The organism is Marinilabiliales bacterium (assembly GCA_007695015.1).
Lineage (GTDB): Bacteria > Bacteroidota > Bacteroidia > Bacteroidales > PUMT01 > PXAP01.
In genome coordinates this window covers 1-12,338 of record REEN01000049.1, presented here as the reverse complement: position 1 = coordinate 12,338, position 12,338 = coordinate 1, and the positions used below count along the sequence as shown (strand labels likewise).

The window sequence follows — 12,338 nt, the reverse complement described above, 5'->3', positions numbered from 1 at the left end:
GCTGCTGGCAAACAGCATTCAATATAAAATTATAACTATGCCGAAACAGGTTATAAAATTACAATAATTAAAGGAATTTACATAACAAGCAGCGTGCCAACTAAAAACGTTATGACCCGGCCGGGAAAACAGAAGCAAATATCTTATGCAGTATTACCCGGTAGCCCTGAAAACAATTTAATTGAACGGCTGTTGATAAAAAATATAATATCAAACCGGTTTTAACGGCGGAATATTTTTATCTTTACGTAAGACCCCTGCCGGATGATTATAACCGGTATTTCACTGAATTATAAACTATTAAAAATCAAAACAATGGCAACTAAACTCAAAACCGGTGACAAGGCGCCGTCTTTTTCGGTAAAGGACCATGGCGGACAGGAGGTCAGTCTTGAAAACCTTAAGGGAAAAAAAGTAATCCTCTATTTCTATCCCAAAGACAACACGCCCGGGTGCACTTCAGAGGCATGCAGCCTGAGGGATGGTTACGACAGGCTGCTGGATGCAGGGTTCGTAGTGGTAGGCGTAAGTCCCGACAGCGAGAGATCCCACAGAAACTTTGCCGAAAAGCACAACCTGCCGTTCCATCTTATTGCCGACACTGAAAAGAATATGCTGAAAGCTTACGGTGCCTGGGGTGAAAAGAAAATGTACGGTAAATCATATGAGGGAGTGATAAGGACCACCTTTGTGATATCTGAAGACGGCATAATCGAGCATGTGATACCCAAGGTGGACACAAAAAACCACGCGGAACAGATAATGGCTTTATATAACTAACCTTTTGAATTAAATGGAAAAAACTGAGAACGGGAAAAAAGAGAGCAAGACACAGAACCAGAACAAGGAAAAGCTGAAAGCTCTGCAGCTTACGCTCGACAGGATTGACAAGGAGTATGGCAAGGGAGCCATCATGAAGATGGGAGACGCGGCAATTGATGATGTACCGTCAATACCTTCGGGTTCCATAGCACTCGACATGGCAATAGGCGTCGGGGGCTTCCCGAGAGGCAGGGTAGTGGAGATTTACGGACCCGAATCGTCGGGTAAGACCACCCTTGCCATCCATGCCATTGCCCAGGCACAAAAAACGGGTGGCATAGCAGCCTTTATCGATGCCGAGCACGCATTCGACCGTTTCTATGCCGAGAAGCTGGGTGTCGACATTGAGAACCTGCTGATCTCCCAGCCCGACAATGGTGAGCAGGCTCTTGAGATAGCCGACCACCTTATCCGGTCCGGGGCGATTGACATCGTTGTCATTGACTCCGTTGCAGCCCTCACCCCAAAATCAGAGATTGAAGGAGAAATGGGTGACTCGAAGATGGGCCTTCAGGCAAGGCTGATGTCGCAGGCGCTCAGGAAGCTTACGGCAAACATCAGCAAGACACGCACCTGCTGCGTTTTCATTAACCAGTTAAGGGAAAAGATAGGTGTCATGTTCGGCAACCCTGAAACGACCACCGGCGGAAACGCCCTTAAGTTTTACGCCTCGGTCAGGATAGACATTCGCCGCATTAACCAGATCAAGGAGGGCGACGAGGTGATTGGCAGCCGCACCAGGGTCAAGATAGTGAAGAACAAGATAGCACCGCCCTTCAGAAAGGCTGAGTTTGACATCATGTACGGCGAGGGCATATCTGCAACAGGAGAGATAATTGACCTTGGCGTGGATTATGAGATAATCAAGAAAAGCGGTTCCTGGTTCAGCTACGGTGACACGAAACTCGGACAGGGCAGGGATGCGGTAAAACAGCTGCTGGCTGACAATCCCGAACTTACAGAAGAGCTTGATGCGAAGATCAGGGAAGCCGTGAAACAACCCAGGAAAACCTAAACTACCTTTATATGGACAGGAAATATTTTCTATTGATGGCCTTCGCAGTCATTGTGGCTGCTGCATGTGAAAGAACGCCAGCTGAGCCTGAAGCCGACTTTTCAGGCAGTCTCACCCCTGAAGAGATAGCGGGAGGGCATCTAACTGCCGAAATACTATGGAAGTTCGGAAGGGTGAGCGACCCAAGGCTTTCGCCGGACGGCAGCAGGGCCGTTTACAGTGTGTCGAGATTTGACCACAACACCAACATGAGCAAGACAGACATCTGCGTTGTTGATCTTGCCACAAGCGAGGTCAGTGTTCTTACTGATTTCCAGGGAAGGAACTTCAGTGCCAGGTGGCGGCCTGACGGAGAAAGAATTGGTTACCTCAGCGCAGAAAGCGGGTCGGTGCAGTTATGGGAGGTAACCCCCGACGGATCAGGCAGGAGAATGGTGTCGGATATAGACGGCGGAATAACAGGTTTTAATTATTCGCCGGCAGGTGACCACATCTATTATACCAGGCAGGTAAAACTCGATGAGACCCCGCAGGAGATGTACCCCGACCTGCCGCTGATCGATGTGCGGATCGAAGACGAGCTGATGTACAAGCACTGGTCTGCCTGGCACAACTACTCCTACAGCCACATCTTTATTGCACCGTACACGGATGGCTCGCTGGGGGAAGCCACCGATATAATGGAGGGCGAAAAATACGACTCTCCGCTGGGACCTTTCTACCGACAGTCTGAGATTGCATGGAGCAGCGACGGAAAAATGATCGCCTATACCAGCAAGAAAATGGGGCGGACCGAATATGCACAGAGTACCGACTCTGATATTTACCTCTATTCGCTCGACACCGGGGAGACAACGAACATAACAAGGGAGAACAGGGGATATGACAAGTACCCTGTCTTCTCACCCGACGGCCGTTACCTGGCATGGCAGAGCATGGAGACCCCGGGTTACGAGTCGGATAAGGCGCGACTCTTTCTCTATAACCTCTCAACAGGGGTTAAAACCTACCTGACAAGAGATTTTGAGGAGAATGCATCGGGATTTGTATGGAGCAGCGACAGCAGGCACATCTATTTCATAAGCGGCATAAACGCCACCTACCAGGTTTTTAGCATTAACGTGCAGAACCGGGAGGTAAGGCAGGTAACCAGCGGAACTCACAATATCAACTCCATCGATGTCAGCAGCAACGTGCTGGTTGCCGACAAGATGTCAATGTCGATGGCCAGCGAGCTTTTCAGGATTGATCCCGTTACCGGGAACGAGAATCAGCTCACCTTCACCAACCGGCATATTTACGACAACATTGAAATGGGGACGGTAACCAAAAGATGGGTGAAAACCACCGACGGAAAGGATATGCTGGTGTGGGTGATATATCCGCCAGACTTCGACTCGTCGAAGGAATATCCCGCCCTGCTATACTGCCAGGGGGGGCCGCAGAGTGCAGTGAGCCAGTTCTTCTCATACCGCTGGAACTTCCAGCTCATGGCTGCCCATGGCTACGTGATTGTGGCACCCAACAGGCGGGGGCTACCTACCTTCGGGCAGGATTGGAACAGGCAGATAAGCGGCGACTGGGGAGGACAGGCTATGGATGACTACCTCTCTGCCATCGACAAGCTTGCAGCCGAACACTACATTGATGATAGCCGGCTGGGCGCCGTGGGGGCAAGCTTCGGCGGATACTCGGTTTTCCAGCTTGCCGGAACGCACCAGGGCCGCTTCAGGGCATTCATCTCGCACAACGGCGTGTTCAACCTCGAAAGCATGTACGCGGCAACAGAGGAGACATTCTTTGTCAATCACGACCTGGGCGGACCGTTCTGGAGAAGGCCAAGGCCTGTAAGCTATGACCGCTTCTCACCTCACCTGTTCGTTGAGAACTGGGACACGCCTATACTGATCATAACCGGGGAGCTGGACTACAGGGTGCCCTATACCGAAGGGATGCAGGCTTTCAATATAGCCAGGCTGAGAGGAATACCGGCCAGGTACCTGCACTTCCCGAATGAGGGGCACTGGGTGCTCCAGCCGCAGAACGGGATACTGTGGCAGAGGGAGTTTTTCGCCTGGCTTGACAGGTGGCTGAAGGATTGAATTTGAGCTTGTTCACGCATATATTGTTTGTCACGGCAATGCTGGTTACGTATGTAATTGCGATAATCACCATCAAGCCGCTGATGATCAACTACAGGAGAAAGTATTCAACCCTTCTGCTGAAGTTTTCATACCTGCTGTACCTGGCGGTGTTCCTGACCGCCATTTACTGCTTCGTATTTTATGGCGACCTGGACCTTGACAGGCGGTTCAGGGATACCTTTTTCATCATTTCAATGATACTGCTGTTCCTTCCCAATCTGGGGATGATGGCCCGCAGATCGGTCAGGCACCAGAGGGTGTTCTACAACTATTTCTTTTCAGCGCTGAACCTGTTCATGATCTATTTCATCTGGTTCCTGCTGTCGCATACCGACTGGCTGTTCTGATCTGACTTGCCGGCTTATTTCCTGTAGCTGCCGATGATCCTGCAGTCCGCCGGCGGGTTGCTGCCAAGGGGTGGGTGCCGGTGCGCGGACTGGCTTATTTCCGGCAGCGTTTGATGATTTCGCCGGCAAGCTCCAGCTTCTCCTGCATGGGCATCATGGCATCGATCCAGTGTATCTTGTATCCGTTGCGTTCCATCTTCCTGAACCAGGTCATCTGCCGCTTGGCAAACTGATGAATGGCTGTGTTTAGCAGGTCCCTCATTTCCCCGAAAGGGATATCTCCTTTAACATACATGGTGACATACTTGTATTCCAGTCCGTAAAACATCAGGTCATCAGGCGAAAGTCCGCCATCAAGCAGCCGCCTGACCTCTTCAACAAGCCCCTCGTTAAGCCGGGCATCAAGCCTGGCTGTAATGCGCCGCCTGCGCTCGTCGCGCTCTGCAGCGATGCCGAGGATAACCGGTTCGAACCGGGGGAAGACAAACCCGGCACCACCCTCCTTCTCCCTGTAAAGGGCTATCTCAAGGGCGCGTATGAGCCTTTTGCGCGATGAGGTGTCTGATACGTTATGCAGCTTCACCCTGGCAGCAAGCATCTCCCTGAGTCCGGCATCGCTCTTGCTTTCAAGCTCTTTCCTGAGGGACTGGTCATGGGGCACGTTGATCAGCTCGTAGGCGCCCAGCACCGCCTCGAGGTACATGCCCGACCCGCCGCACAGCAACGGCTGCCGGCCCCGGGAGATGATGTCATCCCATGCCTTCACAAAGTCGCGCTGGTACTCGTAAACGCTGTATTTGTAGCCGGCATCGACAATATCTATGAGATGGACGGGAACGGCCTCTCCATTGACTGTATAGTCTGAATAGTCCTTGCCGGTGCCTATATCCATGCCCCTGTAAACCTGCCGGGAATCGGCGCTTATTATCTCGCCGTCAAGAGCATGGGCCAGGCAGGCGGCAAAAGCAGTCTTGCCCGAGGCGGTGGGGCCAAGTACGGTTATCAGTAGCGGCTCATCATCTTTTAGTGTACGGACCATATTGCTTCAATCAGTTTTTAAACTTCCCTGCACCTTAAGTGCGGGGCAGTAATTTCCCCTTGTACCGGAGGTGCCGTGCGTTAATTTTCACTGCGCCGTATGTGCCTGGCGGCAATCTTCCCCTGCACCTTAATTGCGGGGCAGTAATTAATCCCTGCACCGGCAGCCGCCGGACTTTTATGCCGGCCGTTAAACAATGATCAACTAAATTGTGTTATTTTATCGGTATTGTCAAAAAAAACGAATAATTTTGTTATTTGAAAGTATTCTAAATAGTAACCGCCAGGCCGACCTGACAGACAAACTGTGCCACAAATGCTCACATAAAAGCCTGGGAATAAACTAAAAAATTCATGATACGTATCAAGATTTTGCCCCTGCTGCTTATCCTTCTGCTTGCGGCTTGCGGGGGAGGCATGCAGGAACGGGACAAGCCGGTTATCACCGTCAGCATAGTGCCGCAGAAGTATTTTGTTGAAAGGATTGCAGGAGACAGGTTCGATATAAACATACTTGTGCCGCCCGGCGCCGAACCCGAAACCTACGAGCCTACACCCAGGCAGATGCAGGAGGTGGCAAATTCACTGGTATATTTCCGGATAGGCTACATTGAGTTTGAAAGAACGGTACTCAGAAATCTGGGAACGGCCGGTAACGGTCCCCTGGTAGTCAATACGGCCTACGGCATGGATCTGATCGCAGCCGATATAGTTGACCATGGAGACCATGTGCACCTCTACGGGGTTGATCCGCATATATGGCTTACTGCACCGGGGGTCAAAATCCAGGCCGGCAACATGCTTGACGCGCTTGTTGAGGCAGATCCGGATAACGCCCCCCTTTATAATGAGAACTACAACAACTTTGCCCTTGAGCTGGACCGGCTGCATGCCGAACTGACCGGAAAGTTAAACGGCCTGAGCAGGCGCACATTCATTGTTTTTCACCCTGCGCTTGGATATTTCGCAAGGGATTACGATCTTACACAGATATCAATCGAAGAGGAGGGGAAAAACCCGACGGTGGCCAACATGAGAAAGGTCGTTGATATTGCCAGGCAGGAGGGCATAAGCGATGTGTTCATCCAGATGGAGTTTGAGCGTGAAAATGCAAGGGCCGTGGCCCGTGAGCTGGGGGGTGATGTTATCGAGCTGAAGCCGCTGTCGGCGAACTGGTCAGCCAACATGAGGGAGATGGCTGACAAGATATACGAAGTACTGAAAGAGTAGCCGGTTTGTCTGATAGGTAGTTGATCCATGAAGAGCAGCCGGTTTGTCTGATGGACAGTTGATCCATGAAGAGCAGCCGGTTTGTCTGATGGAAAGGACAGCTGAGAAAAAAAGAGCAGCAAATTTGTCTGATGGGTAAGATAGTTGAGCTTAAAAACGTTTCGGCCGGGTATACCGGTGAAGTGATTCTCAGGGAAGTGAATCTCGTGGTCAATGATCACGATTTTATAGGTATTATTGGTCCCAACGGTGGCGGCAAGACGACCCTGCTGAAGGTGGTACTGGGATTAATACGTCCGTACAAGGGGAGCGTCACATTCTTTAACGGACGGGAAAGCAGCCATGGCAATATTATCGGGTACCTGCCCCAGATCAACCTGATCGATACCCGTTTCCCCATTTCGGTAACCGACGTTGTACTGAGCGGACTGATGAGCAAGGAGGGAATACTGGGGCGCTATTCAGGGAAGCAGAAAAAACTTGCCCTTGAGACTCTTGAAAAAATGGGTATTCACAATCTGAGGGACAAAACGGTAGGCGAACTTTCGGGAGGACAGCTTCAGCGCGTATACCTGTGCCGGGCAATCATCTCTTCGCCAAGGCTCCTGATGCTTGATGAGCCCAGTACCTTTGTCGACACTAAATTTGAAACAGATTTCTATGAGATACTAAAGGAACTTAACGATGATATGGCGATCATCGTGGTTTCGCATGATGTGGGTACCATAACATGGTATGTGAAGACCATAGCATGCGTTAACCGCGATCTGCATTATCATCCTCACAGCACCATAACGCAGGAGCAGCTTGCAGCCTACAACTGCCCGATCCAGATCATTACGCACGGTGATGTGCCGCATACCGTTCTTAAAACCCACAATCACTGAGAATGGCCGAATCATTTTTCGAACTTCTTCAATACCGGTTCTTTACAAATGCCCTTCTGGCATCAGTTCTTACCAGCATCAACTGCGGCATAATCGGCACCTATATAGTATCAAGACGGCTGGTCTTTATAAGCGGGGGAATTACCCATGCCTCCTTCGGCGGAATAGGCATTGGTTACTTTTTCGGGTTTAATCCGGTTCTGGCGGCAACGGTCTTTGCCGTGCTTTCTGCCCTGGGTATTGAGTTTCTTTCTAAAAAGGCAGATGTGAGGGAAGACTCGCTAATCGGTATATTCTGGTCGTTCGGAATGGCATTGGGTATTATTTTTATTTTCCTGGCACCCGGCTATGCTCCAAACCTTATGGGATACCTCTTCGGGAGTCTCCTTACCGTATCGCCTGCCGACATCTGGATGATGCTGGCTCTTACTTTGACGGTGTCAATCTTCTTCATTGTTTTTTACAAGGTTATACTGTTCATATCGTTCGACCAGGAATATGCCAGGACCCACAGGGCCCCGGTACAGCTTGTCAACTACCTGCTCATAAGCCTTGTGGCAGCCACAATCGTACTGAGTATAAAGGTGGCGGGAATCATCCTGGTCATCTCCCTGCTTACCATACCACAAACAATAGCGAACCTGTTTACCAGAAAATTCAGCAAAATTATGGTTGCCTCAGTCCTTATTGCATTTATGGGTACATTTACCGGACTGATGATATCTTACAGTTACAACATCCCATCCGGGGCCTCGGTTATAATGTCGCTGATATTCGCCTTCATAATTACCAAGTTGTTCAGCATCATTTTAACATCACTGAAGGTGAAAACATCATACCGGAACAAACCGGCAGAAACAAACTGATTGTTAATAAAATACACAGAACCATGGAGTATGACCTTATAGTAATAGGAAGCGGACCCGGCGGTTATGTGGCCGCCATAAGGGCCAGCCAGCTGAAAATGAAAGTGGCCGTTGTTGAAAAGGAAGAACTGGGAGGGGTGTGCCTGAACTGGGGCTGCATACCAACCAAATCGCTGCTTAAAAGCGCGCAGGTACTCAATTACCTTAAACATGCTTCTGACTATGGCATAAAAACAGGGGGCGAAGCCAAGCCTGATTTTCCTGCGGTCATTGAAAGGAGCAGGAAGGTTGCCGAAGGGATGAGCAAGGGTGTTCAGTATCTTATGAAAAAGAACAAGATAGAGGTAATCAGCGGCTATGCCAGGCTGGCAGGGAAAAACACGGTCGAAGTAAAAACAGAAGGGAAGTCCTCCTCCACAATCACCGCAAAACACATATTACTGGCAACCGGTGCACGCTCGCGTGAATTGCCATCCCTGAAGCAGGATGGGAAGAAAATCATCGGCTACAGGGAAGCCATGACACTGGATAAACTTCCCAAATCGATGATAGTTGCCGGCTCAGGCGCAATAGGAAGCGAGTTTGCCTGGTTATATGCTTCTATGGGAACCCGTGTGACCCTTGTCGAGTACATGGACTCAATAGTACCCCTGGAAGATGAGGAGGTATCTGCACAGCTTGGCAGGTCATTCAAAAAGATGGGTATGAAAGTAATGACCAGTTCTTCAATCGAGGGTGCAGAGGTCAAAGGCAATGTCTGCACTGCCAGGGTCAAAACGAAAAAGGGGGAGGAGAAAATAGAGGCAGAAATAATTCTCTCTGCTGTCGGCATCACCCCCAATACTTCGGGGATCGGACTGGAGGAAAACAAGGTTGAAATGGATGGTGAAAGGGTGAAGGTTGATGAGTTTTACCAGACCAGCATGGATGGCGTATATGCCATTGGTGACATTGTTGGCGGACCGGCGCTCGCTCACGTTGCATCGGCTGAAGGTATCATCTGCGTTGAGAAGATCAGGGGACTTGAACCGGAGCCCCTTAACTATGACAATATTCCCTCATGCGTTTATACGGGACCCGAAGTGGCCTCCGTAGGTATGACCGAAAAATCAGCCAGGGAAAAGGGGGTTGATATAAGGGTGGGCAAATTCCCGTTCACCGCTTCGGGTAAGGCAAGTGCAGCCGGCGAGAAGGAGGGCTTTGTGAAGCTGGTTTTTGATGCAAAATACGGTGAGCTTCTCGGTGCGCACATGATAGGCGCTAATGTTACCGAGATGATCGCAGAGATTGTTGTTGCACGAAAGCTTGAGACCACGGGACACGAGATCATTAAATCGGTACACCCCCACCCGACCATGTCGGAGGCGGTAATGGAAGCCGCAGCCGCAGCCTGGGACGAGGTTATACATCTTTAACAGCTCTGCAAGACCAAAAATAATATTCAGTTGTGAAAATGGCATACCAAGAGGGCCCGGGGCGTTATCGCCGGGACATTATAGCTATACCCCTGATTATCTACATACAAAAGAGGCTGCCCTTTTAGACAGCCCCTTTTCCTTTATACTGGATCAACAGGGCATTATTATTGCAGCTCAATGGTAAATTCGCCTGTACCCAGGCCGCCATACCTTCCTATTCCCTCGATTACTATCTTCATCCTGTTGAGACCTTCGGCCAAGGGTAGCAGGACAAGATTGTCGTCTTCCTCATCTCCTGCAAGAAGGTCTGTCTCCCAGTAAAGGGTGGTTGCTGTTTGATCATTCAGGCTCCCTGCCGAAGGAGCAGCCAGGAAGTCAGAATAGAACTCCCTTGGCGAGTGGTATCCGTTTATCACAAATTCCCGGGTGTCCTGAAAACCCTTGTCACCGGCCTGCCTGGTGTAGGCAACGATAACCCCTGCTGCGCCCCTGACCCCGAATGTTGCGGCACTGGATCCCCTGAAGATCTCAATGCGGTCTATCTCGCGGGGACTGTAACCAAGGACCACGTCCCTGCCTGTCTGGACCCCGTCAAGCATAAACATGGGCTCTGAGCTCAGGTTAATGCTGGTGGGGCCCCTGAACATAAGTTGGTTTCCGTATACCTGCAGTCCCTGTGCCCTTTCAACAAGCAGATCGAACACTGTCCTCTGGGTGACAGTTTCCCTGTCGATATAAATTGTCTGGTCAGGTATGCCGTAACGCTGTGGTGACCGGCGCCGTTCGATGGTTTCAGCATACGGTGAGCGCCCTGCATCGGCCACACGCTGCCAGTTCCTGCCTGTGCGTGTAATCTGCTCCTCGGCGGTGTATATATTGGGTGTGTAATCATACCCCCTTACCGGGGTCCTGTGTAGTTCGATCTCAGGGGGATAGTCACCTGCCAGCCTCGGACTTCCTATCTCTACCCGGAATACATCAGGGTATTCCAGTCCCTCAAAAACAAAATGCCCCCTCCCGTCGGTCCGGGTGCTGTAGGTCTCATCATGTCCGCTAAGCACTTTCAGTTCAACGAAATGGTTGTTAACAGGTTCATTCCTGGCCGGATCAGTAATCCTGCCCGATATCGAGAGACTGGACGCAGGATAATGGGGGAGTTCCGGCAACGGACCGGTCAGCACCTCATGCCATTCAAATCTTCTCCATCCATGGGTCATCAGGAGCAGGTCCAGCTCTTTGTCAAGTTCCTTTTCCGGATCAAGATAATCCTGCGGATTGGTTATGACACCCTGCAGATCGGAAGTCAGCAGATAGTTTGACAGGATATTGCCAGTCGATCCGGGAGGTGTAAACCCGCCGCCCAGAACCGACATTGAAAAGTGGCCGTCAACCCCCTGCCCCATGTCATCGGTCACCTCGGCACGGAGTGCCAGGAATTCCTGGCCCTCATGGTCAACCTTGAATACACGGAGGTTAATCAATAAACTCTCATCCCTGTTAACAAAAGCAAGCCGCTCTGCAACAGGACGATTGTTGGCATCGAATAATGTAATATGAGTGATGCCTGCCGGAAACATCCCCTGCGATATTGTAACGGCCGCTTCCCCTCCATCAAGTCTCACCTGCTCTGAATGAATTACCCTGCCGCGGGTGTGGGCAAGGAGATAATAACTGCCGGAATATTCCCGGTCAGAGTGGCTGGCGGCTGATCTAACCGTTACCCTGACCTGTTTGTCATTGGTCTCGACCCTCATTGCAACTCCTCCATGCCTTACAGCAGGGAGATCAAAAATATGCGGACGGCCCCCGTCCTCAAAAACAACCTGTGCCTGATAGTTTCTTCCGGGTTCCGGCTCCAGCTCAAAGCTCCCCATACCATCATGCAAAGTTACAAACGAAAGTATCTCATTCCCCTGATCGTCAAGAACAACTCCCTTAGCATCAATACCTCCGCCCAGGGCATTTGCCGCCTTAAAGGCAACCCTGTTGGCAACACCGCCGGCAAGCTGACCACCCTCTGGGAAAAAAGCTATAGTATAATCGCTTTCGAGCTGTGAAAGCCTCCTGTTAAATCTCCTGTTGGACCGCATATCAGAACGGGGTATCATATTTTCGTACCCCGGGTTGCTGATATAAAAATACCGGGTGAAGTAAAACTCCTCGCCGAAATTCTTCATCCAGTCCGTATAGGCACGCAGCACATAATTACCATCAGGAAGGGTGGCCGGAAGGCTGATATCTCCCTCGGCAGAACCATTTTCAGAAAGCACTACCCGCCTTTCCATCAGTACCCCGTTTGATCCTATCAGGTCAACGTATACATTGGCATTCTCCTCCAGGGGCATGTGGGTGACTGCATTGACAAGGTATGCTTTGAACCACATGGTTTCACCCGCCCTGTAGCCGGTCTTGTTAAAATGCATATGAAGTTTATGGGAAGCTGTATACCTTGTAAAACCGGCCAGCCTGGCCCCGGGATCATCACTGGTTGGATTTCCTGCTGATAAGGCGGCTATAGTGGACAATGCCATAAGAACTGCCGCGAAAGCACTAATTCGATTCATCTGTATT

10 protein-coding genes are annotated in these 12,338 nt (G+C 50.6%); 8 read left to right on the top strand and 2 right to left on the bottom strand.

Annotated features, from left to right (window positions below):
• Positions 1–315: 315 nt before the first annotated feature.
• The 4 genes from EA408_05475 to EA408_05460 are packed head-to-tail and all read left to right on the top strand — an operon-like array spanning position 316 to position 4,328.
• Positions 316–780, top strand: coding sequence for a thioredoxin-dependent thiol peroxidase (locus EA408_05475; protein ID TVR73103.1), 465 nt, complete (start codon positions 316–318; stop codon positions 778–780).
• Positions 781–793: 13 nt separating this feature from the next.
• A complete protein-coding gene (gene recA / locus EA408_05470; GenBank protein TVR73081.1) occupies positions 794–1,837 on the top strand; it encodes a recombinase RecA in 1,044 nt (347 codons plus the stop codon).
• A gap of 11 nt (positions 1,838–1,848) precedes the next feature.
• Positions 1,849–3,939 carry a S9 family peptidase gene (locus tag EA408_05465; GenBank protein TVR73080.1) on the top strand — a complete coding sequence of 697 codons (2,091 nt, stop codon included), beginning with the start codon at positions 1,849–1,851 and terminating at the stop codon, positions 3,937–3,939.
• 38 nt (positions 3,940–3,977) lie between these two features.
• Positions 3,978–4,328 (top strand): hypothetical protein, encoded by a 351-nt coding sequence (locus EA408_05460; GenBank protein ID TVR73079.1) that lies wholly within the window; start codon positions 3,978–3,980, stop codon positions 4,326–4,328.
• A gap of 94 nt (positions 4,329–4,422) precedes the next feature.
• Here EA408_05460 and miaA read toward each other — a convergent pair whose 3' ends face one another.
• The gene (gene miaA / locus EA408_05455; GenBank protein TVR73078.1) at positions 4,423–5,367 is read right to left on the bottom strand and encodes a tRNA (adenosine(37)-N6)-dimethylallyltransferase MiaA; all 945 of its coding nucleotides are present in this window, start codon (positions 5,365–5,367) and stop codon (positions 4,423–4,425) included.
• A gap of 353 nt (positions 5,368–5,720) precedes the next feature.
• On the opposite strand from miaA, the gene EA408_05450 reads away from it, so the two are divergent.
• The 4 genes from EA408_05450 to lpdA all read left to right on the top strand — a co-directional run bounded on the left by EA408_05450 (position 5,721) and on the right by lpdA (position 9,764).
• Positions 5,721–6,596, top strand: coding sequence for a zinc ABC transporter substrate-binding protein (locus EA408_05450; GenBank protein ID TVR73077.1), 876 nt, complete (start codon positions 5,721–5,723; stop codon positions 6,594–6,596).
• Between the two features lie 131 nt (positions 6,597–6,727).
• Positions 6,728–7,483 (top strand): ATP-binding cassette domain-containing protein, encoded by a 756-nt coding sequence (locus EA408_05445; protein ID TVR73076.1) that lies wholly within the window; start codon positions 6,728–6,730, stop codon positions 7,481–7,483.
• 2 nt (positions 7,484–7,485) lie between these two features.
• Positions 7,486–8,349, top strand: coding sequence for a metal ABC transporter permease (locus tag EA408_05440; protein TVR73075.1), 864 nt, complete (start codon positions 7,486–7,488; stop codon positions 8,347–8,349).
• Between the two features lie 23 nt (positions 8,350–8,372).
• Positions 8,373–9,764: a dihydrolipoyl dehydrogenase gene (gene lpdA, locus EA408_05435; GenBank protein TVR73074.1), complete on the top strand. Its 1,392-nt coding sequence runs from the start codon at positions 8,373–8,375 to the stop codon at positions 9,762–9,764.
• Positions 9,765–9,931: 167 nt separating this feature from the next.
• Here lpdA and EA408_05430 read toward each other — a convergent pair.
• A partial coding sequence (locus EA408_05430; GenBank protein ID TVR73073.1) for a hypothetical protein occupies positions 9,932–12,338 on the bottom strand: 2,407 nt, incomplete at its 5' end.